The organism is Anaeromyxobacter sp. Fw109-5 (assembly GCF_000017505.1).
GTDB lineage: Bacteria > Myxococcota > Myxococcia > Myxococcales > Anaeromyxobacteraceae > Anaeromyxobacter.
Window position 1 is genome coordinate 437,725 of sequence record NC_009675.1, and the last position, 21,788, is coordinate 459,512.

The following is a 21,788-nucleotide window of genomic DNA, read 5'->3' on the forward strand; positions in this document are numbered from 1 at the left end:
AGGGCAAAGTGGGGGTTCGGTTCCGCACGCTCCGCCCGTTTGGTACGGTGCGTCATGCGGGCAGCGCGTGAGATCGCGCCCGACCGGATTCGACCCCAACTTCACTCGAGGTCACGGATGGCCCAGAAGCGCATCTACGCCTTCGGCGGAGGAAAAGCCGAAGGAAACAAGGACATGAAGGAGCTCCTCGGCGGCAAGGGGGCGGGGCTCGCCGAGATGTCCAACATCGGGATCCCCGTCCCGCCTGGCTTCACGATCACCACCGAGGTCTGCACCGAGTACTACCGCGGCGGCAAGAAGCTGCCGAAGGGGCTCGAGGGTGAGCTCCGCGCGGCGATGAAGCGGGCCGAGGCGCTCGCCGGCAAGCGCTTCGGGGATCCGAAGGACCCGCTCCTCGTCTCCGTGCGCTCGGGGGCCCGCGCGTCGATGCCCGGCATGATGGACACCGTCCTGAACCTCGGGCTGAACGACGCCACCGTGGGAGGGCTGGCGCGGGCCTCCGGCAACCCCCGCTTCGCCTGGGACAGCTACCGCCGCTTCGTGGCGATGTTCGGCGACGTGGTGCTGGGCCTGAAGCCGGAGCACAAGGAGGATCGCGACCCGTTCGAGGAGATCCTGGAGCGCAAGAAGCTCGCGCGCGGGGTGAGGTTCGACTCCGAGCTCCCCGAGGACGCGCTGCGCGAGCTCGTCACCGAGTTCAAGGCGGCCATCCGCGAGCGCAAGGGCGTCGAGTTCCCCGACGACCCGTACGGCCAGCTCCTCGAGGCCGTCGCGGCCGTGTTCCGCTCCTGGGACAACGACCGCGCCATCGCCTACCGCAAGCTGTACGGCTACCCCTCCGACTGGGGCACGGCCGTCAGCGTCCAGGCGATGGTGTTCGGGAACCTGGGCGACGACTCGGGGACCGGGGTCGCCTTCACGCGCAACCCCGCGACGGGCGACGACGCCTTCTACGGCGAGTTCCTGGTGAACGCCCAGGGCGAGGACGTGGTCGCCGGGGTCCGCACTCCCCAGAAGATCTCCGAGCTCGCGGCGCGCTGGCCCGAGATCGCGCGGCAGCTCGAGAGCGTGCGCACCAAGCTCGAGAAGCACTACCAGGAGATGCAGGACATCGAGTTCACGGTCGAGCGCGGCAAGCTCTACGTCCTGCAGACGCGCACCGGCAAGCGGACCGGCCTCGCCGCCGTCCGCATCGCGCTCGACATGGCCGCCGAGCGGCTCATCACGAAGGAGGTGGCGCTCCAGCGCATCGAGCCCGAGGCGCTGAACCACCTGCTCCGGCCGATCTTCGACGCCGACCGTAAGGCCGCGGCGATGAAGGCGGGCAAGCTCCTCGCGAAGGGGCTCCCCGCCGGGCCGGGCGCGGCGAGCGGGCGCGTCGTGTTCTTCGCGGAGGACGCGGTGACGTGGGGCGCGCGCGGGGAGCGGGTGATCCTCGCCCGGCACGAGACCTCCCCCGAGGACATCCGCGGCATGGCGACGGCGGAGGGCTTCCTCACCGCCTTCGGCGGCATGACCTCCCACGCGGCGCTCGTCGCGCGGCAGATGGGCAAGGTCGCCATCGTCGGGTGCGAGGCGCTGTCCTTCGACTACCACGGGCGCCAGATGCGGGTCGCCACCGCCGCCGGCGAGCGCGTCGTGCGCGAGGGCGACTGGATCTCCATCGACGGCACCGCCGCCGAGGTGATCGAGGGCGAGCTCGAGACGCGCCCGTCGCAGGTGCTGCAGGTCCTCGTGGAGAAGACCCTCGCCGCCGAGGACGCGCCGGTGTACCGCGAGTTCGCCCAGGTCATGGCGTGGGCCGACCAGGCCCGCCGCCTGGGCGTGCGCGCCAACGCGGACCAGCCGGACCAGGCCGCGGTCTCGGTCGCCCTGGGCGCCCAGGGCATCGGGCTCTGCCGGACGGAGCACATGTTCTTCGGGGAGGGCAAGATCGGCCCGATGCGCGAGATGATCGTCGCGGAGACGGTCGAGGAGCGGCGGGCCGCGCTCGCGAAGCTGCTCCCGCTCCAGCGGGAGGACTTCCGCGGCATCTTCGAGGCGATGGGCCCGCGCCCCGTCACGATCCGCACCATCGACCCGCCGCTGCACGAGTTCCTGCCCCAGGACGAGCCGGGCATCGCCGAGCTCGCGCGCGTCACCGGCAAGCCGGTGGAGCGGATCCGGGCGCGCATCGAGGAGCTGCACGAGTCGAACCCGATGCTCGGCCATCGCGGCTGCCGGCTCGGCATCACCTACCCGGAGATCACCGAGATGCAGTCGCGCGCCATCTTCGAGGCCGCCTGCGACGTGGCCGAGCGGGGGATCGAGGTGGAGCCCGAGGTGATGATCCCGCTCGTCGGCGCGAAGCAGGAGCTCGACGATCAGGCCGCCGTGGTGCGCCGCGTCGCGGACGAGGTCTTCGCCGCGCGCGGGCTGGCGGTGAGCTACCACGTCGGCACGATGATCGAGGTGCCGCGCGGCGCGGTCACCGCCGGGGAGATCGCGAAGACGGCGGAGTTCTTCTCCTTCGGCACGAACGACCTCACCCAGACGACCTTCGCCCTGTCCCGCGACGACACCGGCCCGGTGCTCGCCACGTACCTGGAGAAGGACATCTGGCCGGGCGACCCGTTCGTCTCCATCGACCGCGAGGGCGTCGGTGCGCTGATGCGGATGGGCGTGGAGGGCGGGCGCAAGACCAGGCCCGACCTGAAGCTCGGGATCTGCGGCGAGCACGGCGGCGATCCGTCCTCGGTGGAGTTCTGTCACGAGCTGGGGCTCGACTACGTCTCGTGCTCTCCGTACCGGCTCCCCATCGCGCGGCTCGCCGCCGCGCAGGCGGCCCTCCGCGAGCGGGCGGCGGCGCCCGCGAAGGCGGCGGCGAAGCGCGTCGCCAAGGCCGCCAAGGCGAGCGGTGGCGCGGCCGGGCGCGCCGCGAAGGCCGCGAGGACGCCCGCCCAGGGCGGCAAGCGCGCGAAGGGGCTTCGCGACGGGAAGCCCGCGGCGGCGAGGCTCGGCGCGGCGCTCGCGAGCAAGGGGCTCGCCAAGGTGAAGCGCGCGCTGAAGGCCCGCGCGCGGCGCGGCCGCTGACACTGAGGGTGCATGCGGCCCGGCCGGGCTCCGGTCGGGCCGCGCACCCAGGCGAGCACGTCCTCGAGGAGATCGCGGCGCCTACTTTGACGCGGTCCCGGGCTTGCGGCACACTCGCCGCCGCTCCCCCGTCGAAGACTCGCTCCGATGCTCCACCGCGTCCCCTCCTGGCTCGTGCCCGCGAGCGCGCTCGTGCTCGCCGGCCTCGTCCTCCCGCGCGCCCACTCCTCCGGGGGCGGCGCAGGCGGCGCCTCCGCCAGCGCCCAGAAGAAGCTCGCGGAGGCTGCGCCCGCCGCGCCCGAGCTGCCGATCCGCATCGGCGAGATCGTGCTCGACGAGGCCACCGGCCGCTACGTCGCGCCGCTCGGCGATCGCCGCGCCACGCTGACGCTCCATCCCGGGCTTCAGGCGCGGCTGGAGCGCGCCCTCGACACCTACCGCGTGCCCTGGGGCGCCACCGTCCTCCTCGAGCCCGCCACCGGGAAGATCCTCGCCCTCGCGGAGCACTCCCGGGCGGAGCCGGGTCGCCGCGGCCTCTCCGTCGCGGCGCTCGCGCCAGCGGCGAGCATCTTCAAGCTCGTGACCGCCGCCGCCCTGCTCGAGCACGGCACCCAGCCGGACGAGGAGGTCTGCTACCACGGCGGCAAGCGCCGGCTCGCCCCGGGAAACCTCGCGGACGACCCGCGCCGCGACCACCGCTGCCGGACGCTCGTCTCCGCGTTCGGGCACTCGACGAACGTCGTGTTCGCGAAGCTCGCGGGCCGCGGGCTCGACGCCGAGAGCCTGCGCGCCACGGCGGAGCGGTTCCTGTTCAACACCGAGATCCCGTTCGCCCGCCCTGTGGAGGTGTCCCGGGCGGACATCCCGGAGGACGACTTCGGGTTCGCGAACACCGCGGCCGGGTTCGGCCCGGTGAAGCTCTCGCCGCTGCACGCCGCGCTCCTCGCGGCCATCGTCGCCAACGACGGCGTGCTCGTGCCGCCGGTGATCGTCGAGTCGGTCGACGGCGGCGCGATCCCCTCCGCCGGCGAGCCCCGCCGCGTCATCGAGGAGCCCGTGGCGGCGGAGCTCGCGAGGATGATGCGGAGCACCGTCACCGAGGGCACCGCCCGCCGCGCCTTCGCGCGCGCGCGGGGCCCGCTGCGCGGCATCCCGGTGGCCGGCAAGACCGGGTCCCTCGCCGACGCCCAGCCCTACCGCGACTACTCCTGGTTCGTGGGGTACGCGCCGGCGGACCACCCGCAGGTGGCCATCGCCACCGTGGTGGTGAACGAGCGGCTCTGGCACGCCCGCGCGCCGACCGTCGCGCGGGAGGCCCTCGAGGCGTACTTCGCCGCGCAGGTCGCGCAGGTCCCATAGGCGTAGCGACACGGCGTCAGCCGCGGCCCGAAGTCGAAGGGCCTCGACTGCAACCCCGACCTCGACCTCGACCGCGACCGGAACCGGGACCGGGACCGGGACCGGGACCGCGACCTCGACTGGGACCGCGACCTCGACCGGGACCGCGACCCCTCCCACGCCCGGCGCGCGCCCTCAGCCGAGCTCGACGAGCCCCGCGTCGGCGAAGCGCCGGATGGCCTTCAGCACGTCGAGCTCGCGCAGCGGCGCCACCCGGGCCAGCTCGCGCAGGTCGCGCCGGCCGTCGCAGCGGGAGAGCAGGTACTTGTCGGCGGACGAGAGGCGCAGCCGCGCCACCTCCGGCGAGGAGAGCCGCACCCGCGGCGTGCGCGGGGGCCCCAGGAGCTCGGCGCGGAGCCGCTCGCCGAGCACGCGCTCCGTCTCGCCGAGCAGCGAGCGGGCGGCCTCCGAGGCGGGGGCGAGCTCGACCGCCCGGGCGGCCACGAGCTCCGCGTCGTCCGCGCGGCCGTCGGCGAGCAGCGCCCGCGCGCGGTCGATGAGGTCGGCCGCGCCGACCGGCTCCGCGGCCGCCGCGGCGGCGAGGGGGGCGGGCGCCGCCCGGAGCGCGCCCTGGCGGGCCAGGGCGTAGAGCCGCTGGTACAGGTGGAAGTCGGTCGCGTGCAGCGCGAGCCCGATCTCGTCGATGGTCTTGCCCTCGCGGGCCAGCGCGAGCAGCCGGCCGTCCACGGTGGTGGGATCGGCCGAGGCGGTCGCCGCGGCCTCCTCCACGACGAGGGTGGCCGCGCCGCTCGGGAACTCTCCGCGAAACGCGCTCCACGCGGTGGTGCGGAACTCCGCCTCGCGCGCGATGTCGGCGAGCGGCACCGCGGCGTCGAGATCGTCCACCACCGGCGGCGAGCCGCCGTCGAACCAGAACACGCCCGCGTCCCACAGGAACACGTCGAGGAGCGTCTCGCGCAGCTTGATGGCGAGCACGTCGCGCACGGTGTCGGGCGACACCAGGCCGACGAGCGTCAGCACCTTGCCGAGGCGGATGCGCGTCTCCTCCTGCGTCTGGAACGCCTTCGCGAGCTGCTCCTCGGTGACGTGGCCGAAGTTCAGGAGGAGCTGGCCGAGGTGCTCGCGCGGATCGTTCGACTCGGCGCCGACCGCGACCCCCTCGCGCACGTGCACCGACTTCTGCACGGTGCCACGCTCGCAGCCGAGGGTGCCGGACATGCTCCGGCGCGCGAGCAGGTCCACGAGCTCGGAGAGCGGGAGGACCGCGAAGCTGCCCATGAGGCCACGCATGCCGCGCGAGTGTCGCCCGAGGGGCGGGTGGCGGCAAGCTGGCCGCTCGTGTACAAACGCGGCCGTGCAGACGCAGCCGAACGTCCCGCCGCCGACCTCCGCTCGCACCCCGGGCCGCCGCGGCCGCCTCGGCGTGGCGCTCGTCGCCGCCGCGCTGGTGGCGGGCGGCGCCTACCTCGCGTACGACCGCCTCGTCACCCAGCCGGCGCTCGAGCGCGCCGCGCTGCTCGGCTTCGGCGTCGATCGCACCGACGTCCCGGCGCCCGCGCTCGAGCTCGAGGCGCTCGACGGCTCCCGCTTCTCGCTCGCGCAGGCGCGGGGGCAGGTCGTCTTCCTCAACTTCTGGGCCACGTGGTGCCCTCCGTGCCGCGAGGAGATGCCCTCCATGCTCCGGCTCGGGCGGGAGCTGGAGGCGAAGTACCCCGGACGGTTCCGGATGGTGGCCGTCTCGGTGGACGAGGGCTGGGATCCGGTGAAGGAGTTCTTCGCCGCTCCGCCGTACTTCGGGAAGCCCGGCCTCGCGGTGACGCTCGACCCCGGCCACGCCGTCACGAAGGCGTACTACTGCGCGGCGCGGGGCGGTTCGTGCCCCGATCTGAAGTTCCCGGAGTCCTACATCGTGGACAAGGACGGCCGGCTGGTGGCCTACGTGGTCGGTCCTCGCGACTGGAACGATCCCACCGCCCGCCAGCTCCTCGAGTCCCTCATCGGCTCGTGAGCGGCTGCCCCCGTCCGGGGCTCACCCGTCGAAAACTCGTCGTTCCTCGGCAACTTGACGGTGCCCAGGCGTTGGCGGCGGGGCTCGAGGAGCCTCCAATCGACGTCCGTAAGTGAACGCTTACGGCAGGCTTAGACGCCCACACCGCCCCGCCGACGGGCCGCGCCGGCGGGGTCGAGCTCCCTGGTTTCCTTGATAGCCAGTGGTCGCGTGCACTATAAAGGCCCGGGAATCTTGGAGATCCGGCGCGCCCGCTCCCCGGGCGCGCGCGTCTCCGGAGGGGCGCGTGCGACGGGACGGGATCCCGGTGGTCCTCGTGGGGCTCGGAGAGGATGGGCGAGCGATCGCCCGGGCGGTAGTCGCTCGCCCCGAGCTCACGGTCGTCGCGGCGGTCGATCGCGATCCGGCGCTCGCCGGAGCTTCCCTCGATGCCCTGCTCGGTGCTGGAGCCCCTGAGGTGCGCGTAGAGGGCGACCTCGCGAAGGCGCTCGGCCGCGCGCGCGGAGGCGTCCTGATCCAGTCCGGAGTGGACCGGCTCGACGACGCGCTGGCGGACGTCCGTGCAGCCGTGAAGGCCGGCCTGCACGTGGTCTCCACCTGCCCCGAGCTCGCCTACCCGGCGCTCGATCGTGCCGACGATGCCGAGGCGCTCGACGCGCTCTGCGAGCAGCGGGGCGTGGCGGTGGTGTCCACCGGCGTGACCCCCGGGTTCTCGCTCGACAGGTTGCCCGCGCTGCTCGCCCAGGTCGCCGGGCCGATCCGCCACGTGCGTGCCGTCCGCGTGGTGGACCTCGCGAGCGCCGACGATCCGCTCCGGCGCAGGGTCGGCGTGGGGCTCTCCGAGGCGGCGTTCGACGACGCGCTCGAGCGCGAGGAGCTCGGCCAGCTCGGGCTGGCGCAGTCCGCGGCGCTCGTCGCCGAGTCGTGCATCGGGACGGACGACTACGAGGTCGACGAGGAGCTCGTGCCGCTCGTCGCCGAGGAGGACGGCGCGGTGCGGCGCGGCGAGGTCGCCGGGGTGCAGCAGATCGCGCGCGTCTTCGCGGAGGATCAGGAGGTCGTCAGGCTGGAGCTGACGATCCAGGTCGGCGCGCGTGACCCGCGCGACGAGGTCGAGCTCGACGCCGCCCCGCCGCTCCGGCTCCTCGTGCCAGGGGGCGTCCCCGGCGCCGCCGGCACGGCGAACGCCGTCGTGAACGCCATCGCGGCCGTCATGGAGCGCCAGGGGCTCCTCACGGTCCTCGATCTCCCCGTGGGAAGGTGAACGGACGCATGCTCGACAGATCCCTCATCGGACGGGAGAGCGAGCCCGTGGAGCACGAGGTGGAGCGGAGCGCGATCCGGCGCTTCGCGGACGCGCTCGGCGATCCCAACCCGATCTACCAGGACGAGGCGGCGGCGCAGGCGGCGGGGTACGCCGCGCTCGTCGCCCCGCCCACCTTCCCCGTGACGCTCACCGCGAACGAGCGCTTCCGCCACTCGCTCGATCTCGGCACCCGCTCCATCCTCCACTCCGAGCAGCAGCTCGAGTACGCCCGCCCCATCGTCGCGGGCGATCGGATCACCGTGGTCTCGCGGGTGGCCGACGTGCTCGAGCGGCCCGGCGCGAGCGGGCCGATGGACGTGCTCGTGCTCGAGGACGAGGGGCGGGACGAAAAGGGCGAGTGGGTGTTCCGCTCGCGCGCGACGCTGATCCTGCGTCGCGGATAGGGGCGAGGATGCTCACGGCACGCCAGCTCTACTTCGAGGCGGTCAAGGTCGGCGACGAGCTGCCGCCGCTCGTGAAGCCGCCGGTGGACCGGCTCCAGATCGCGCGCTACGTCGGCGCGGCCCAGGACTGGAACCCGCTCTACATCGACGAGCCCTACGCGAAGAACTCGGGGTTCCCGAGCGCGCTCGCGCCCGGGATGATCGCGATGGGGTTCCTCGGGGAGCTCGTCGTCGACTGGGTGCGCGGGGCGCGCCTCCGCCGCTTCTCCGCCCGCTTCGTGAAGATCGTGTGGCCGGGCGACGTGCTCACGGTGCGCGGCCGCGTGACGGATCGGCGGTTCGAGGAGGGCGGCCGCTACGCGGTGGACATCGAGGTGTGGGCCGAGAACCAGCGCGGCGAGCTCGTCGTGCGCGGCCTCACCGGCTTCCAGCTCTATTACAGCGCCGAGGACGAGGCGCGGCAGCGCGCCGGCGGCGCGCCGCTCGTCGTGACGAAGGAGGAGGAGGAGGCGCGGCTCGCGAAGCTCTCGCGCGCGCAGCCCTCGCGTCCTGCCGCGCCCGCGAGCCGCCCGCTCGCGCCGCCCCGCCTGCCCCAGCCGCCCGCGCAGCCCGCGCAGCCCGCGCCCGCCGCGCGGACCGCGCCCCCCGCCGCGGCGAGGCCCCAGGCCGCGTCGAGGCCTCCCGCCCCTGCGGCGACCGCCGCGCGCGCGGCGCCGGCGGCCGCCCCGAAGCCCGCGCCGAAGGCGGCGCCCGTCGGGGCGCGCCCCCGTCCGGGCACGAAGCCGCCGGCCCCCGCGACCCAGACGCCCAAGCGCGCCGCGGCGCGCCCGCGCCCGGCCGCGAAGGCGACGGCCGGCAAGGCGAAGGCCGCGCGTCCGCGACCCGCGAAGCGACCGGCGGGCAAGGAGAAGGGCGCGAACGCCCGCGCGCGCGCCCACGGCGCCGCCAGGAAGCCCACAGGGAAGAAGCGCCGCTAGGGACGTCCCCGACGAATGCCCTCCCGCCGCTCGCTCGCGCTCGCCGCGCTGGCCCTCGTCGCCGGCGCGTCCGCCTGCCGCCGTCCGGCGGAGACCGCTCCGGCGCCGGCGGACGCGCGCGCCGCGCCCGGGCCGTTCGAGGCCGCGCTCGCCGAGGGCGTTCGCGCGTTCGAGGAGCGGGCCGATCCGGCGCGGCTGGTCGAGGCGATCAGCGCCTTCCAGCGCGCGGCCGCAGCGCGTCCAGGCGCCGTCGACGCGGAGCTGCCGCTCGCCCGCGCGCAGGCGTTCCGCGCGCTCTCGGCCCGCGAGCCCGCGGAGGCGAAGGAGGCGTGGGACGCGTCCGCGCGCGCGGCGGAGCGGGCGTTGCGCGTCACCTCGCCTGGGTGGGCGCAGGCCATCGACCGTGGCGAGGACCCGGCCGCGGCGGCGGCGCGGGTGGACCCGCCGGGAGGCGAGGCGCTGTACCTGCTCGCGCAGGGCGCGATGCGCGGGGCGCAGGCGACCGGCTACGCCGCCGTGCTGGCGGTGAAGGACGCCGCGCTCGCGATGATGGCGCGCGCCGCCGAGCTCGACGAGCGGATCGACGCGGCCGGCCCGCACCGCGCCCTCGGGGCCTGGCGCGCGGCGCTCCCGGTCGCGGCCGGCGGCGGCGCGGACGCGGCGCGCGCCCACTTCGACCGCGCGCGGCAGCTCGCCCCCGACGACCTGCTCGGCCGCGTCGCGGAGGCCGAGACCTACGCCGTGCTCGTGCAGGACTCGGCGCTGTTCGACCGGCTCCTCGCGGAGGTGACGGGCTCCGACCCCGCAAGCGATCCGGCGCGCGCGCCCGAGAACGGCGTCGCGCAGCGGCGCGCCATCGAGCTGCGCGAGCGCAGGGCGCGCCTGTTCTGAGGGCTGGCCATGGTCCGCGAACCCGAAGCCATCGCAGCGAGCCCGGCGCGCCGCCGGAGGGCCGCGGTCCTCCTCGCGATCGCCTCCGCCCTGGTCGCCTGCCGCCCTCGCGTGCCGCCGCCGGACCTGTCGCGCGACGCCGGGGAGCTCCTCGCCCAGGTCCGGGCGGGCCAGGCGCGGGTCCAGCGCGTCTCCGGCGAGGCGCGCGTCAAGGTGGACGCGAAGGGGATGCGCACCGCGGTGACCGTGCGCCAGTTCATCGCCGCGGAGAAGCCCGACCGCCTGCACGTGGAGGTGCTCGACTTCTTCGGCAACGTCGGCGCCGTGCTCGCCGCGGAGGGCGGCCGGTTCCAGCTCTTCGACGCGAAGGAGCGGGTCTTCTACCGCGGCGCGGCCACGCCCGAGAACCTGGCGCGGCTCGTCCCGCTGCCGCTCCCGGCGGAGGACCTCGTCACGATCCTGTGCGGCTCGGCGCCGCTCCTCGACGCCGCGGAGGACGTCGAGGTGAGGGGCGCCGCCCTCGTCCTCTCGCTCGGAGCCGACGGGCGCGCGCAGGAGGTCCGCGTCGGGGAGCAGGCCACCGTCGAGCGCTCCAGCGTCGTGGCGGTGGGGCCCGGCACGGCGCCCGCGTACTCCCTCGACTTCGACGGGTTCCGTCCGCTCGCAGCGGGTCGGTTCCCGGGAGAGCTGCGGATCCGCGCCGAGGACCCGCGCGTGCGGCTCGATCTCCGCTGGGGCGAGGTGCAGGTGAACGGCGATCTCGGGGGCGTGCGCTTCACGATCGACCCGCCCCGCGGCGCGCGCGTGGTCGAGCTGGGAGACGAGGAGCACGAGGTCCCGAACCTGTTCCGGGAGGGCGTGCCCGAGCCCGCGCCCGGGTCGTCGCCGGCGCACGGGCCGGGCGGCGCGGGGTCGCCCTCCCGCTGATCGGGGGGGCGGGCGGGCCCCGCCGCACTCTCCCGCCGCCCCACGCGGCGCCGGTCCCGATTACACTCCCGTCTCCTCGCACCGGAGAGCCCTCCCCTTGGACACGAGCTTCCTCGGAATCCTGAAGACCAGCTGGTCGATGTGGATCATCGGCGCCTGCTCGGTCCTCGCCCTCGCCGTGGCGATCGAGCGCGCGATCGCCCTGTGGGGGTTCGCGGCGCGCGCCCGCACGGTGGCCGACGCGGTGGTGCGCGCGCTCCTGCGCGGCGACCTCGAGGAGGCCCGGGCCGAGTGCGAGCGCTCGCCTTCGCCCGCAGCCGACGTGTTCCTCGCAGGGCTGGCCGCCGCCGGCCGGCGCGCCGCGCGGGGCGGCCTCCCCGATCCCGAGAAGATCGACGCCGCCGTCGAGCGCGAGCGTCAGCAGATGAACCTGCGCCTGCGGCGCAACGTCTGGGTCCTCGGCACGGTGGGCGCGATCGCCCCGTTCATCGGCCTCTTCGGCACGGTCGTCGGCATCATGCAGGCGTTCCGGCACATGGCGGCGACCGGACAGGGCGGCTTCACGGTGGTCGCCTCGGGCATCTCCGAGGCGCTCGTCGCCACGGCGGGCGGCATCGCCGTCGCGATCGAGGCCGTCGTCATCTACAACTTCTTCAACGTGCACGTGCAGAAGCTCGCCCTCCAGCTGAAGCTCATGGTCGAGGAGTTCCTGGAGACGCTCCACGAGGTGCTGCCCGCGGCGGCCGCGCGCCCCGCGCCCGAGCCGCGTCCGGCGCGGGAGGCCTGAGATGGCGATCGGCGGGCCGAACGGCGGCGACGGCGGCGACGACCTGGAGATGCCGGGCGGGATCTTCGCCGACATCAACATCACGCCGCTCACCGACATCTTCCTCGTGCTGCTCATCATCTTCATGGTGACGACCACCGCCATCGCCGAGGCGGGCCGCGACGAGGGCGGGTTCAAGGTGAACCTTCCGAAGGGCGGCAAGGGCGAGACGTCGGCGGTGGCGCGCGACGTCACCGTCGCGGTGCTGGCCGACGGCCGGGCCGTCGTGGGCGGGAAGGTGCAGGACGACGCAGAGCTGCGGCGCGCCTTCACCGAGGCGCGCGAGCGGAGCCCCGAGACGGTGGTGCTGTTCCAGGCGGACGAGGGCGTGCCGCACGGGCGCGTCGTCCAGGTGATGGAGCTCGCGCGCGCGGCTGGGCTGAGCCGGCTCGCGATCGCGACGCGGGCGGAGCAGTGACCGCCGGCGCGAGCCCTCATGATTCATGGCCGTGATCACTCGGGTCGAGCCTTTCCCGCTCGCCCTTCGATGGGCTCAGGGCGAGCGGATCACGGAATGCCGCTCGCGGTGAGCCCGTCGAACCGCGAGCGAGCCGGTTCGACGCAAGCGGGCACGGCCATCAGTTCAGCGTCCCCGCCACCAGCGGGAACGGCGCGATCCGCGCGTGGAAGGACGAGCCGTCGGGCCGCTCCATGCGGTAGCTGCCCTGCATCGAGCCGTGCGGCGTCTCCAGGACGCAGAAGCTCGTGTACTCGAACTCGTCGCCGGGGGAGAGCTGCGGCTGCTGGCCGATGACGCCCTCGCCGACCACCTCCTCGCGCTCGCCGTTCGCGTCGGTGATGATCCAGTGGCGCGCCGCGAGCAGCGCCGGCGTCTCCCCCTGGTTGGCGATGCGGACGGTATAGGTGAAGAGCCAGCGGCCGGCCTCGGAACGGTCCGGACGGTAGGCGCTGCGCACCTCGACGCGGATGCCCTGGGTGACGGCGGTCGACACGCGAGGACGTTATAACGGCCCGACCCGGGCGCGCCAGCACGGTCGGTGAGCGAGGCGCAGGGGAGAAGACGCGCATGGAACCGAAGCTCCAGCAGCTCCTCGACGACGTGCGGCGCGCGCAGGGGCGGGTGGTCGCTCTCACCGGCGCGGGGGTCTCCGCCGAGAGCGGGATCCCGACCTTCCGCGGGCGCGAGGGGTTCTGGGTGGTCGGCTCCCGGAACTACATGCCGCAGGAGATGGCCACCCACGAGATGTTCGCGCGCGCGCCCGAGGAGGTCTGGCGCTGGTACCTGCACCGCTTCGGCGTGTGCCGGGACGCGCGCCCGAACGCCGGCCACGCGGCGCTGGTGGCGCTCGAGCGCGCCCTCGGCGAGCGCTTCACGCTCGTCACCCAGAACATCGACGGGCTCCACCGGCGCGCCGGCTCGGAGCGCGTCCTCTGCATCCACGGGGACGCCGCGTACGTGCGCTGCGCGGATGGGTGCGGGACGGGGCTCCTGGACCTGCCGCTCTTCCCGCAGCGCGGGAAGGACGACCCGCTCACCGACGCCGACCGCGCGCGCCTCGCCTGTCCGTCGTGCGGCGGCTGGCTCCGGCCCCACGTGCTCTGGTTCGACGAGTACTACGACGAGGTGAACTACCGGATGGAGAGCGCGCTGCGCGCGGCGGCCGAGGCGGAGCTCCTGCTCGTGGTCGGCACGAGCGGCGCGACCAACCTGCCGATGCAGATCGGCCGGCTCGCGTTCGAGCGGCAGGCCGCGCTCGTGGACGTGAACCCGGAGGTGAACCCCTTCGCCGAGCTCGCGTCCCGCTCCTCGCGGGGCTTCTTCGCGCGCGGGAGCGCCTGCGAGCGGCTGCCCGCCATCGTCGCCGCGCTGGGGGCCTGACCCGCTCCCGCCCGGCGCGGCGAGAGCCGGGGGATCACCGCCGGTCCGGCTCGAGCGGGATCTCGAGCGTGCGCGTCTCGCCGGAGGCGAGGCTCAGCTCGGCGGCCCCGCGCCGGCCGTCGTCGGCGCGCACGGTGAGGCGCAGCGGACCGGTGGGGACGTCCGCCAGCTCGAAGCGCGCGCCCGGGAACCGGTGCACGTCCGTGACGCGCCAGCCGTCGGCGGACGGCCGGGAGGCCACCTCGACGACGACGCTCCTCGGCTCGGCCCCGCGCGCACGCACGGCGCCCGCGATGGCGCCGCCCCGCTCGAGCTGGACCGCCACCTGGCCGGAGGCCGGGAGCGCGCCCGTCCACGCGCCGCTCCGGCCGCCGCTGCGCGCCCTCACCGTGATCGAGGCACCCGCGAGCCCCATCTCCTTCGCGAGCACGACGCGGCCGTCCTCGCCCGCGCTCGTCGCGAGCGCGATGCGGTCGTCTCCGGCCCGCGCCAGCGTGACCGCCGCGCCCGGCGACGGCGCGCCGCCGGGCTCGAGGATCACCAGCTCCACCCCCTCCTCGGCGGTGGGCGCGGCCGCGGTGAGGTCGAGCCGCGAGGTCGCTCCCGCCTCGACGCGCGCGAACGCCGGCGCCACACGGAGGTCGGTGCGATCGGCGTCGCCGGGCGCGGCGTGGACCCGGTACTCGCCGGCCGGGAGCGCGAGCCGGTAGGTCCCCCGCGCGTCGGCCACGGCACGAGCGCGCTGCGGGGTGCCGGCCCCGGCCTTCAGCGGGACGGCGACCACCGCGGTGCCCACCGGCGCGGTCCCTCCGGCCTGGCTCACGCGCCCGGCCAGGACCCCGGCCTCGGGGAGCGAGAAGTCGGCGCGGGCCGTGGACCCGGGGGCGACGCGCACGGCCCGCGAGACCCCGAGCGCCACGCCGTCCTGGCGCGCGACGAGCTCGGCGCGCCCCACCTCGACGCCCTCGATGCGGTAGCGTCCCTCGAAGTCGCTCCGCGCCTCCAGGGGGAGCGCGCCCGCGAGCCCGTCCCCGCGGGCCTCGACGCGGACCCGTGCGCCCGCGAGCGGCCCGCCGCGCGCGTCGGCGACCGCGCCCTCGATCGTGCCGGTGCCGGCGAGCGCGACGTCGAGCGGGAAGGTCTGACGGGCGGCGAGCGTCACGCCGCGCTGCACGGCGGGGCTCCTCCCGGCCGCGGCCGCGCGCAGGTCGTACTGGCCGGGCGCGAGCGGGGCGAGCCGGTACCGTCCCTCCTCGCTCGCGACGGCGCGCGCGGCGAGCGCGCCGGTGTCGTGGAGGACGAGCGCCACCTCCGCGCCGGGCACGGGCCGGCCCGAGCGCTCGTCGACGACCACGCCCTCCAGGGCGGCCGCGCGCCCGAGCGCGAGCGCGATCCCCTCCGTCGTCGCGCCGGCCTGCACCGTCACCGGACCCGCTCCGGCGGCGCCCTCCCCGGCGGCGGCGATGAGCCGGTAGGCGCCCGCGGGCGCGGCGAGCGTGTAACGACCCTCCGCGTCGGAGGTCGCGCTCGCGGCGTGGTCGCGCGAGGCGCCGCGCACGGTCGCGCCCGCCGCGGGCCGGCCGGAGGGATCGCGGACGACGCCGGAGATGCGGCCCAGCGGCTCGAGCGAGATCGCGAGCGGCTCGGCCCGCGGGACCTCCACGCGCGGCAGGAGGACGGGGTGGAGGTCCGGCGCCTCGGCGGCGACGGCGTAGGACCCGGGGGCGAGCCCGTCGACTCGCGCCGCTCCGGCGCCGTCCGCCGACGCCGAGAGACGCTCCTCCACGGGCGCCGACGGCGGCGCCAGCCGCGCCCCCCGGCCGACCGACGGGAGCAGCACGATGCGCGCCTGCACCGGCCTCCCGTCCGGACGGGCGACGACGCGCACGTCGAGGGTGGTCGGCTGCGCGAGCGCCACCTCCGCGTGCGTGAGCTCCTCGCCCGGCGCGCAGAACACCTCCGCGTGCGCGGGAGCGAGCCCGGCGGCCCGGACCGCGGCGAGGTACGTGCCCGGCCGCGCCGGCAGCCTCGCGATCCCCTCCGCGTCGGTGCGCGCCTCGGCGGCGCGAAGCCACGCCGGCTCGAGCGCGCCGGTCCGGGGCGGGAGCTGCAGGTACAGCCGCACCTCCGCGCCGGCGAGCGGCGCGTCGTTCGCCGTGGCGCGCAGCTCGACGCGCCCGTCCGCCTCGGTCGCGGCGGGCTCCAGCGGCGGCGTCACCGAGGGTGATGGGGCCGACGGCGCCGCGGGCGGGACGGCGCGGGGCCGCTCGCGCGTCAGCTGGAGGACGACGAAGAGCGACAGCGCCGCGGCGCCGAGGAACACGGCGGCGATGACGGCGACGGAGCGGGTACGCATCGGGGAGCCTCCCGGCGGCCGAGGTTAGTCCGCGCTCACCCCCGGGTGCAGGGCCCTTGCGGGCCCCAAGATCTCCGCGCCGCTCAGCTCGTCAGCACCACGCGCGCGATCTCCGGCGGCGAGCCGAGCCGGAAGGGAGGTCCCCAGTAGCCGGTGCCGCGCGACACGAAGATCTGACCGGCGCGCCCGGGCTCCGCGTGGCGGTGGAGGCCTCTCACGTACGGCTGGGCGGCCGCGACGAGGAGGTTGAAGGGGACGATCTGCCCGCCGTGCGTGTGGCCGGAGAGCTGGAGCTCCACCCCGGCCTGCACCGCCGCCTCGATCCCGCGCGGTTGGTGCGCCAGGAGCACGAGCCCGCGATCGGGATCGCGCCCCTCGAGGGCGAGCCGGAGGTCGTTCTCGTGCCCGCCGTTCCGGTGCGCGGCGCTCCAGTCGTCCACGCCGGCGAGATCGATCGAGGCGGCCGGATCGCCGATGCGCACGCGCTCGTTGCGGAGCACGCGGATGCCCATGGCGCCGAGCGCCTCCAGCCACTCCTCGACGCCCGAGTAGTACTCGTGGTTCCCCGTGACGAAGAACACCCCCAGCCGGGCGCGCAGCCGCGCGAGCTCGCCGACGGCGCGGCCGAGATCGCGGACGCTGCCGTCCACGAGGTCGCCCGTGATGGCGACCACGTCGGGGCGGAGGGCGTTCGTCTGCTCCACGACGCGCCGCACGTCGCGCTCGCCGATGGTCGGACCGACGTGGAGATCGGTGATCTGGGCGATGGTGAAGCCGGAGAGGGCGGGCGGGAGCCGCTCGAGGCGCACGGGGACGTCGGTGACCTCCGCCGGCCCCGTCGCGCTGCGGAAGGAGAGCGCGGCCGCCCCGCCGGTCGCGAGCGCGGCGCCGCCGGCGAGCGCGCGGGCGACGAGGAGGCGGCGGGCGGGGTCGACGGGCGGATCGGGACGGCGGCGGAGCCAGTCGGCGAGCAGCTCGCCCCCGCGCGCCGCGGCGCGGACGAGGTCCACCGAGACGAGCACGCAGAAGCACATGAAGGCGAGGCCGAGCCAGCCGAAGGCGACCACGGGCACGACGCGCGCGAGCGGCTGCGGCGCGGCCCGCAGCGCGATCATGCCGAGCGGCATGGCGAAGGCGAGCACGATCAGGGCGACGGTCGCGATGCGGTGCCAGGGCTCGGGGAGCGCCGGGTCGCGCACGAGGCGCATCCACAGATAGGTGTGCATCCCGCCCACGACGGCGAGGCTGACGACGAGGAAGATCGAGAAGGACAGGGCGCGGCTCACCGGCACGGTTTAACCCCGCGCCGGCGCGCTCGCCACGCGCCAGCGCGCGTGCTCGGAGCTCGTGCAGGTGCCCGCGCGACGGGCTGCGGGGCGGGGCCGGCACCGGCCCGCGAGCCTCGAACGGCGCGGCCCGCGCGCAGTCGAGCGCACGGGCCGCGGAGGGGAGCGGGAGCGCCGAGGGATCAGCGCCAGGCGTAGTAGCGGAGCGCGTCCCGGCGGGCCTCGAGCTCCGCGCGCCGCGAGGCGTACCACCGCTCGAACTTGCGGATCTTGCCGGGGCGGCCGGCGTAGCGGGCGTGGAAGTCCGCTCGCTCGTCCTCGAGGGCGCGGAGCTCGCGCCGGATCTCGCGCAGCTCGCGCTCGCGCGCCGACTCGTGGTGCCAGCCGGCCGGCGTGGGGCGCGGCGGTGCGGGGACGCGCTCCGACTCGCAGGGCATCGCGAGCGCGGCGGACGGAACGGCGACGGCGAGGGCGGCGGCGAGGGCGAGCTTCCTGAGCGACAGCGACGTCATGGATGCCTCCGGTGTCGTGTTTCCCTTCCACCGGAGAGACGGCGCTGGCCCGGCCGCTATTCAGCGCGCCCAGCCTGCTCCGCGCTCACGCACGCGAGGCGGGGAGCCGGTCCAGCTTGGCGGCGAGGATGAAGTCGTTCTCGGACAGCCCGCCGATGGCGTGCGTCCAGAGCGTCACGTCCACCGCGCTGTAGTGGACGCAGAAGTCGGGGTGGTGCCCCTCGTCCTCTGCGAGCGCGGCCATGGCGTTCACGAACGCGATGGCCTGGGGGAAGTCCTTGAACCGGTAGTGCTTGTGGAGCTGCGTCGCGTCCAGCCGGGCGTCCCACCCGTCGAGGGAGCGGAGCGACTCCTCGACCTGGGCCGCCGTCATCTTGGGGATGCCGCCCTCGCACGGGACGCAGCGCTTCTGGGAGAAGTCCATGGGCGGAGACCTGCGCCGGACGGGGCGTCCGCGCAAGGCTTGGGCGGGACGCCCGCGCCTGAACGGCGTCGGCTATCCTCGCCCGCCATGGAACGGACCTTCTTCGCCCTCGGCGCGATCTCCGCCGCCGTCTCGGTGGCCGCGGGCGCGTTCGGCGCGCACGCGCTCAAGGCGCGACTCTCGCCCGACCTGCTCGCCGTCTTCGAGACCGGCGCGCGGTACGAGATGTATCACGCGCTGGGCCTCGTCGCGGCCGCGTGGGCCGCGGCGCGCTTCGGCGGCGCCGCGCCGGCGTGGGCCGGCTGGCTCTTCCTCGCCGGGACGGTGCTCTTCTCCGGCAGTCTCTACGCGCTCGCCCTCACCGGCGTGCGCGGCCTCGGCGCGGTGACGCCCTTCGGCGGCGTGGCGTTCATCGCCGGGTGGCTCGCGCTCGCGGTCTCCACGCTCCGCCGGTGACGACCGGCGGCCTGGCCACGCGCTCCAGAAGCCGGGGCGCCCTCGTCAGGGCGACCCCTCGAACGGCAGCCCCTCGCGCGCCCAGCGGACCGTGCCGCCGTCCACGCTCGCGGTCGCGGGTGCTCCCGCCCGCTCGGCGAGCGCCGCGGCGGTCAGGCTGCGCACCCCGTGGGCGCAGACGAACACGACGGGCCGCGCTCCGAGGTGGGCCTGGGGCGAGGCGACGAGCGTGCGGAGGGGGACGTGGCGCGCGCCCGGGATGTGGCCGCGGGCCCACTCGTGCGGCTCGCGCACGTCGACGAGATCGTGGCCGCCCTGCGACACCAGGGCGTGCGCGTCGGCCGGGGAGAGTCGGGTCATGGCGCCAGGCTCTAACGCGCGGGCGGGGCCCGCGCAGCCTCGCCTCTCGGGGGCTCCCGTGGCAGAGTCACGCCTCGCATGAGCGCGACCGCCCGGGACAGGTTCCCGCCGTCGATCAAGTACCTCGCCTGGAACGAGGCCGCCGAGCGGTTCTCCTACTACGGCATGACCTCCATCCTCGCCCTGTACATGGCGAGGAACCTCGGGCTCCCCGAGCACCGCGCCATCGCGGGCTTCCAGGTGTTCACCGCGGCGGTGTACCTCATGCCGCTCGTGGGGGCGCTGCTCGCCGACTGGTTCTGGGGCCGCTACCGTACGATCCTGTGGCTCTCGTTCGGCTACGTCGCCGGCCACGCGACGCTCGCGATCTGGGAGAGCGGCACCGGGCTCGCCGTCGGGCTCGGCCTCATCGCCATCGGCGCGGGCGGCATCAAGCCGTGCGCGTCCGCGTTCGCGGGCGACCAGATCCCGGCCGGCAAGGAAGCGCTGCTCTCGCGCCTCTACGACCTCTACTACTGGATGATCAACCTGGGCTCGACGGTCGGGACGCTGGTGATCCCGCTGCTCCTCGACCGCGTCAGCCCGCGCGTCGCCTTCGGCGTGCCGGGCATCGCCATGGCGGCCGCGCTGGCGGTCTTCTGGGTGGGCCGCGGCCGGTACGTGCGCGTGCCGCCCGCGCGCAGCGCGCCGCCGCCGGCCGCGGCGGACGCGGCCGAGCCGCCCGCGCGCGGGGCGATCCTGCGCATCCTCGCCATCTTCGCCCCGGTCGCCGCGTTCTGGGCGCTCTTCTTCCAGTACGGCTCGTCGTGGACGCTGCAGGCCGACCGCATGCGGCGCGAGGTGCTCGGGTTCCAGATCGCCGCCGGGCAGGTGCAGACCCTCGACGCCGCGCTCGTCCTCACGCTCATCCCGGTCTTCGCCGTGCTCGTCTACCCGGCCGTCGAGCGGCGCGGGGTGCGGGTGACGCCGCTGCGCAAGATGTCGGTGGGCATGTTCGTGATGGTGCTCTCGTTCGTCTCGGCCGCGGTCGTCGAGGCGCGCCTGCTGGACGCGGGCGCGGCGGCGCCCCACGTGGCCTGGCAGATCCCCCAGTACCTCTTCCTCGCCGTGGGGGAGGTGCTCGTGTCGGTCACCGCCCTCGAGTTCGCCTACGGCGAGGCGCCGAGGCGGCTGAAGAGCGTGGTGATGGGCCTGTGGTACCTCACCATCGCTTCCGGCTCGATCCTCACCGCGCTGGTCGCCTGGGCGAACCGCTTCCACGGCGTCGCGTACTACGCGTTCTTCGCGGCGCTCATGCTCGCCGCAGCGGTGGTCTTCGCGCTCGTCGCGTGGTGGTACCCGGCCGCGTCCTCCCGGCGCGCCGCGGTGGACGCCGCCGCGTAGCGCTCTTCTTGCCGGAGCTCCGACATGGCCCGCACCGAGCGCTATCCACCCCAGGTCAAGTACATCGTCGGCAACGAGCTCTGCGAGCGCTTCTCGTTCTACGGGATGCGCTCCATCCTGACGCTCTACATGATGCAGTACCTGCTCTTCGCCCAGCAGGACGCGAAGGCGTACTTCCACTACTTCGTGATGGCGAACTACCTCACGCCGCTCCTCGGCGGGTGGATCGCCGACCGGTTCTGGGGCCGCTACCGCACCATCCTGTGGATCTCGCTCGGCTACGTCGGCGGGCACGCGGTGCTCGCCATCTGGGAGACGCCCGCGGGCCTCCTCGCCGGCCTGTCGCTCATCGCGCTCGGCGCGGGCGGCATCAAGCCCTGCGTGTCGGCGTTCGTGGGCGATCAGTTCGGCCCCACCCAGAAGACGCTCATGCAGCGGGTCTACGGCTGGTTCTACTGGTCCATCAACCTCGGCTCGGCGTCCGCCAACCTGCTCATCCCCTGGCTCCTGAAGCGGCACGGCCCGTCCGTCGCGTTCGCGATCCCCGGCGTCCTCATGGCGCTCTCGCTCCTGGTGTTCTGGGCGGGGACGAAGCACTACGTGCAGGCGCCGCCCTCCGGTCCCAACCCGCACGGCTTCCTGCGCGTGGTCGGCCGCGCGGTGCGCCGGGCCGGCACCGGGCGCGCCGGCGAGCACTGGCTCGACGTGGCGCGCGACCAGCACCCGCCGGAGGCGATCGCCGGCGCGAAGGCGGTCTTCCGCATCATGGGCGTGTTCGCGGCGGTGACGCTCTTCTGGACCCTGTTCGACCAGAAGGCCTCGTCGTGGGTCATCCAGGCGAGCCAGATGGACCTCGTGGTCCGCGGCTGGGAGATGTCGCCGGCGCAGCTCCAGGCGGCGAACCCGTTCCTGGTGATGACGCTCATCCCGCTCTTCACCTGGGGTGTGTTCCCGTTCCTCGAGCGGCGCGGCGTCGAGCTCTCGCCGCTCCGGAAGATGACGGCGGGGATGTTCCTCACCGCGCTCTCCTTCGGCGCGGCGGCGATCGTGCAGACGTTCGTCGATCGCGGCGGCGCCCCGCCGAGCGCGCTCTGGCAGCTCCCCCAGTACGTGCTGCTCACGGTGGGGGAGGTGCTCGTCTCGGTGACCGGCCTCGAGTTCAGCTACACCCAGGCGCCGAAGACCATGCGGAGCACGATCATGTCGCTCTGGTTCCTGACGATCGCGCTCGGGAACCTGCTCACCGCCGTGCTGACGCGGGTGGTCTCGCTCGAGGGCGCCGCCTACTTCTGGCTCTTCGCCGGCCTCATGCTCGCCGCCGCGTTCGCGTTCCGCGAGGTGGCGCGGCGGTACCGGCCGGTGCCGGCGGCCGTCGAGGCGGGGGTGGTGGCGGAGGGGTGA

Annotated in this window: 21 protein-coding genes; 14 read left to right on the plus strand and 7 right to left on the minus strand. The window is 75.2% G+C overall.

Annotation, left to right across the window (positions count from 1 at the left end; translation table 11 throughout):
• Window positions 1-117 precede the first annotated feature (117 nt).
• Both ppdK and ANAE109_RS01965 read left to right on the plus strand, forming a co-directional pair.
• Window positions 118-3,072 carry a pyruvate, phosphate dikinase gene (gene ppdK / locus ANAE109_RS01960; protein ID WP_011984706.1) on the plus strand — a complete coding sequence of 985 codons (2,955 nt, stop codon included), beginning with the start codon at window positions 118-120 and terminating at the stop codon, window positions 3,070-3,072.
• A 147-nt stretch (window positions 3,073-3,219) separates the two neighbouring features.
• Entirely contained in the window at window positions 3,220-4,431 is a 1,212-nt protein-coding gene (locus ANAE109_RS01965; protein WP_011984707.1) for a penicillin-binding transpeptidase domain-containing protein, read from the plus strand.
• Window positions 4,432-4,605: 174 nt separating this feature from the next.
• Here ANAE109_RS01965 and ANAE109_RS01970 read toward each other — a convergent pair whose 3' ends face one another.
• Window positions 4,606-5,721, minus strand: a complete 1,116-nt coding sequence (locus ANAE109_RS01970; RefSeq protein WP_011984708.1) for a DUF4388 domain-containing protein — start codon at window positions 5,719-5,721, stop codon at window positions 4,606-4,608.
• A 64-nt stretch (window positions 5,722-5,785) separates the two neighbouring features.
• Between ANAE109_RS01970 and ANAE109_RS01975 the strand changes: the two genes are divergently transcribed.
• From ANAE109_RS01975 to ANAE109_RS02010, 8 genes are all read left to right on the plus strand, one after another.
• Window positions 5,786-6,439: a TlpA disulfide reductase family protein gene (locus tag ANAE109_RS01975; protein ID WP_234945222.1), complete on the plus strand. Its 654-nt coding sequence runs from the start codon at window positions 5,786-5,788 to the stop codon at window positions 6,437-6,439.
• A gap of 286 nt (window positions 6,440-6,725) precedes the next feature.
• Window positions 6,726-7,703, plus strand: a complete 978-nt coding sequence (locus ANAE109_RS01980) for a dihydrodipicolinate reductase (protein ID WP_049768503.1) — start codon at window positions 6,726-6,728, stop codon at window positions 7,701-7,703.
• Between the two features lie 8 nt (window positions 7,704-7,711).
• Window positions 7,712-8,149 carry a MaoC family dehydratase N-terminal domain-containing protein gene (locus ANAE109_RS01985; protein WP_011984711.1) on the plus strand — a complete coding sequence of 146 codons (438 nt, stop codon included), beginning with the start codon at window positions 7,712-7,714 and terminating at the stop codon, window positions 8,147-8,149.
• 8 nt (window positions 8,150-8,157) lie between these two features.
• Window positions 8,158-9,126: a MaoC/PaaZ C-terminal domain-containing protein gene (locus ANAE109_RS01990; protein WP_011984712.1), complete on the plus strand. Its 969-nt coding sequence runs from the start codon at window positions 8,158-8,160 to the stop codon at window positions 9,124-9,126.
• A 15-nt stretch (window positions 9,127-9,141) separates the two neighbouring features.
• Window positions 9,142-10,017 carry a TRAP transporter TatT component family protein gene (locus ANAE109_RS01995; RefSeq protein ID WP_011984713.1) on the plus strand — a complete coding sequence of 292 codons (876 nt, stop codon included), beginning with the start codon at window positions 9,142-9,144 and terminating at the stop codon, window positions 10,015-10,017.
• 9 nt (window positions 10,018-10,026) lie between these two features.
• Window positions 10,027-10,944 (plus strand): DUF4292 domain-containing protein, encoded by a 918-nt coding sequence (locus tag ANAE109_RS02000; RefSeq protein ID WP_011984714.1) that lies wholly within the window; start codon window positions 10,027-10,029, stop codon window positions 10,942-10,944.
• A 97-nt stretch (window positions 10,945-11,041) separates the two neighbouring features.
• The gene (locus tag ANAE109_RS02005; RefSeq protein WP_011984715.1) at window positions 11,042-11,731 is read left to right on the plus strand and encodes a MotA/TolQ/ExbB proton channel family protein; all 690 of its coding nucleotides are present in this window, start codon (window positions 11,042-11,044) and stop codon (window positions 11,729-11,731) included.
• A 1-nt stretch (window position 11,732) separates the two neighbouring features.
• A complete protein-coding gene (locus ANAE109_RS02010; RefSeq protein WP_011984716.1) occupies window positions 11,733-12,188 on the plus strand; it encodes a biopolymer transporter ExbD in 456 nt (151 codons plus the stop codon).
• 160 nt (window positions 12,189-12,348) lie between these two features.
• On the opposite strand, the gene apaG is transcribed toward ANAE109_RS02010, so the two are convergent.
• The gene (gene apaG, locus ANAE109_RS02015; RefSeq protein ID WP_011984717.1) at window positions 12,349-12,723 is read right to left on the minus strand and encodes a Co2+/Mg2+ efflux protein ApaG; all 375 of its coding nucleotides are present in this window, start codon (window positions 12,721-12,723) and stop codon (window positions 12,349-12,351) included.
• A gap of 74 nt (window positions 12,724-12,797) precedes the next feature.
• Here apaG and ANAE109_RS02020 point away from each other — a divergent pair, with 74 nt between their 5' ends.
• On the plus strand, window positions 12,798-13,610 hold the full coding sequence (locus ANAE109_RS02020; protein ID WP_011984718.1) for a Sir2 family NAD-dependent protein deacetylase: 813 nt from the start codon (window positions 12,798-12,800) through the stop codon (window positions 13,608-13,610).
• 34 nt (window positions 13,611-13,644) lie between these two features.
• Here the strand turns inward: ANAE109_RS02020 and ANAE109_RS02025 are convergent, their stop codons facing one another.
• The 4 genes from ANAE109_RS02025 to ANAE109_RS02040 all read right to left on the minus strand — a co-directional run bounded on the left by ANAE109_RS02025 (window position 13,645) and on the right by ANAE109_RS02040 (window position 18,188).
• Window positions 13,645-15,966, minus strand: coding sequence for a carboxypeptidase-like regulatory domain-containing protein (locus tag ANAE109_RS02025; protein ID WP_011984719.1), 2,322 nt, complete (start codon window positions 15,964-15,966; stop codon window positions 13,645-13,647).
• An 83-nt stretch (window positions 15,967-16,049) separates the two neighbouring features.
• Window positions 16,050-17,252 carry a metallophosphoesterase gene (locus tag ANAE109_RS02030; protein WP_041448743.1) on the minus strand — a complete coding sequence of 401 codons (1,203 nt, stop codon included), beginning with the start codon at window positions 17,250-17,252 and terminating at the stop codon, window positions 16,050-16,052.
• Between the two features lie 182 nt (window positions 17,253-17,434).
• A complete protein-coding gene (locus ANAE109_RS02035; protein WP_011984721.1) occupies window positions 17,435-17,764 on the minus strand; it encodes a hypothetical protein in 330 nt (109 codons plus the stop codon).
• A gap of 85 nt (window positions 17,765-17,849) precedes the next feature.
• Window positions 17,850-18,188 (minus strand): 4a-hydroxytetrahydrobiopterin dehydratase, encoded by a 339-nt coding sequence (locus ANAE109_RS02040; protein WP_011984722.1) that lies wholly within the window; start codon window positions 18,186-18,188, stop codon window positions 17,850-17,852.
• An 87-nt stretch (window positions 18,189-18,275) separates the two neighbouring features.
• Between ANAE109_RS02040 and ANAE109_RS02045 the strand changes: the two genes are divergently transcribed.
• Window positions 18,276-18,644 (plus strand): DUF423 domain-containing protein, encoded by a 369-nt coding sequence (locus tag ANAE109_RS02045; RefSeq protein WP_011984723.1) that lies wholly within the window; start codon window positions 18,276-18,278, stop codon window positions 18,642-18,644.
• A gap of 45 nt (window positions 18,645-18,689) precedes the next feature.
• Here the strand turns inward: ANAE109_RS02045 and ANAE109_RS02050 are convergent, their stop codons facing one another.
• The gene (locus ANAE109_RS02050) at window positions 18,690-19,004 is read right to left on the minus strand and encodes a rhodanese-like domain-containing protein (protein WP_011984724.1); all 315 of its coding nucleotides are present in this window, start codon (window positions 19,002-19,004) and stop codon (window positions 18,690-18,692) included.
• A 78-nt stretch (window positions 19,005-19,082) separates the two neighbouring features.
• On the opposite strand from ANAE109_RS02050, the gene ANAE109_RS02055 reads away from it, so the two are divergent.
• Together ANAE109_RS02055 and ANAE109_RS02060 are read left to right on the plus strand one after the other, a co-directional pair.
• Complete coding sequence (locus ANAE109_RS02055) at window positions 19,083-20,387, plus strand: POT family MFS transporter (protein ID WP_011984725.1); 1,305 nt, start codon at window positions 19,083-19,085, stop codon at window positions 20,385-20,387.
• A 24-nt stretch (window positions 20,388-20,411) separates the two neighbouring features.
• Complete coding sequence (locus ANAE109_RS02060) at window positions 20,412-21,788, plus strand: POT family MFS transporter (RefSeq protein WP_011984726.1); 1,377 nt, start codon at window positions 20,412-20,414, stop codon at window positions 21,786-21,788.

What these genes read in the sequence shown, in the direction of transcription:
- ppdK (WP_011984706.1), top strand. Translation starts at nt 118, where the DNA reads ATGGCCCAGAAGCGCATCTACGCCTTCGGCGGAGGAAAAGCCGAAGGA.
- ANAE109_RS01965 (WP_011984707.1), top strand. Translation starts at nt 3,220, where the DNA reads ATGCTCCACCGCGTCCCCTCCTGGCTCGTGCCCGCGAGCGCGCTCGTG.
- ANAE109_RS01970 (WP_011984708.1), bottom strand. Translation starts at nt 5,721, where the DNA reads ATGCGTGGCCTCATGGGCAGCTTCGCGGTCCTCCCGCTCTCCGAGCTC.
- ANAE109_RS01985 (WP_011984711.1), top strand. Translation starts at nt 7,712, where the DNA reads ATGCTCGACAGATCCCTCATCGGACGGGAGAGCGAGCCCGTGGAGCAC.
- ANAE109_RS01990 (WP_011984712.1), top strand. Translation starts at nt 8,158, where the DNA reads ATGCTCACGGCACGCCAGCTCTACTTCGAGGCGGTCAAGGTCGGCGAC.
- ANAE109_RS01995 (WP_011984713.1), top strand. Translation starts at nt 9,142, where the DNA reads ATGCCCTCCCGCCGCTCGCTCGCGCTCGCCGCGCTGGCCCTCGTCGCC.
- ANAE109_RS02000 (WP_011984714.1), top strand. Translation starts at nt 10,027, where the DNA reads ATGGTCCGCGAACCCGAAGCCATCGCAGCGAGCCCGGCGCGCCGCCGG.
- ANAE109_RS02010 (WP_011984716.1), top strand. Translation starts at nt 11,733, where the DNA reads ATGGCGATCGGCGGGCCGAACGGCGGCGACGGCGGCGACGACCTGGAG.
- ANAE109_RS02020 (WP_011984718.1), top strand. Translation starts at nt 12,798, where the DNA reads ATGGAACCGAAGCTCCAGCAGCTCCTCGACGACGTGCGGCGCGCGCAG.
- ANAE109_RS02025 (WP_011984719.1), bottom strand. Translation starts at nt 15,966, where the DNA reads ATGCGTACCCGCTCCGTCGCCGTCATCGCCGCCGTGTTCCTCGGCGCC.
- ANAE109_RS02035 (WP_011984721.1), bottom strand. Translation starts at nt 17,764, where the DNA reads ATGACGTCGCTGTCGCTCAGGAAGCTCGCCCTCGCCGCCGCCCTCGCC.
- ANAE109_RS02040 (WP_011984722.1), bottom strand. Translation starts at nt 18,188, where the DNA reads ATGGACTTCTCCCAGAAGCGCTGCGTCCCGTGCGAGGGCGGCATCCCC.
- ANAE109_RS02045 (WP_011984723.1), top strand. Translation starts at nt 18,276, where the DNA reads ATGGAACGGACCTTCTTCGCCCTCGGCGCGATCTCCGCCGCCGTCTCG.
- ANAE109_RS02050 (WP_011984724.1), bottom strand. Translation starts at nt 19,004, where the DNA reads ATGACCCGACTCTCCCCGGCCGACGCGCACGCCCTGGTGTCGCAGGGC.
- ANAE109_RS02055 (WP_011984725.1), top strand. Translation starts at nt 19,083, where the DNA reads ATGAGCGCGACCGCCCGGGACAGGTTCCCGCCGTCGATCAAGTACCTC.
- ANAE109_RS02060 (WP_011984726.1), top strand. Translation starts at nt 20,412, where the DNA reads ATGGCCCGCACCGAGCGCTATCCACCCCAGGTCAAGTACATCGTCGGC.